The sequence below is a fragment of the Dyella sp. 01L423 genome, assembly GCF_056399945.1.
Window position 1 is genome coordinate 1 of record NZ_JBFTSI010000044.1, and the last position, 440, is coordinate 440.

General features: G+C 60.0%; 1 protein-coding gene. It reads right to left on the reverse strand.

The features are described 5' to 3' along the window. On the reverse strand, nucleotides 1–411 hold a 411-nt coding region (locus AC1DMY_RS20980; protein WP_477166772.1), incomplete at its 3' end, for an ATP-binding cassette domain-containing protein. Nucleotides 412–440 lie beyond the last annotated feature (29 nt).

Genomic DNA, 440 nt, shown 5'->3' on the forward strand with positions numbered 1-440 from the left:
CTCCAGCAGCGCCATTCCCCGTGTCATGGCCACCTTGCGGTCGACCTTCTTGACACTCACCGGGCCTTCGATCACGTTCTCGATAACCGTGCGATGCGGGAAGAGGTTGAACGACTGAAACACCATCGCGGATCGCTGGCGGATCGCAGCGATCCGCTTCCTGTTCTCGCGCGAGAGCTCCCGATTCGGAAAGCACTCGACTTCCGTGCCGCAGACCCGTATGGATCCGGCGTCGGGCTGCTCGAGAAAGTTCAGCGAGCGCAACAGCGTGGTCTTGCCAGACCCGGAGGGTCCCATGATCACGACGACCTCGCCCTTGGCGACGCTGAAGTCGACGCCAAGGAGTACCGGCGTTCCACCGAATGATTTGGTCAGGCCACGTACGCAGATTGTTGCTTCCGTATTGTTCATAGATAACGCTTCGACGCCCTGCTTTCCAG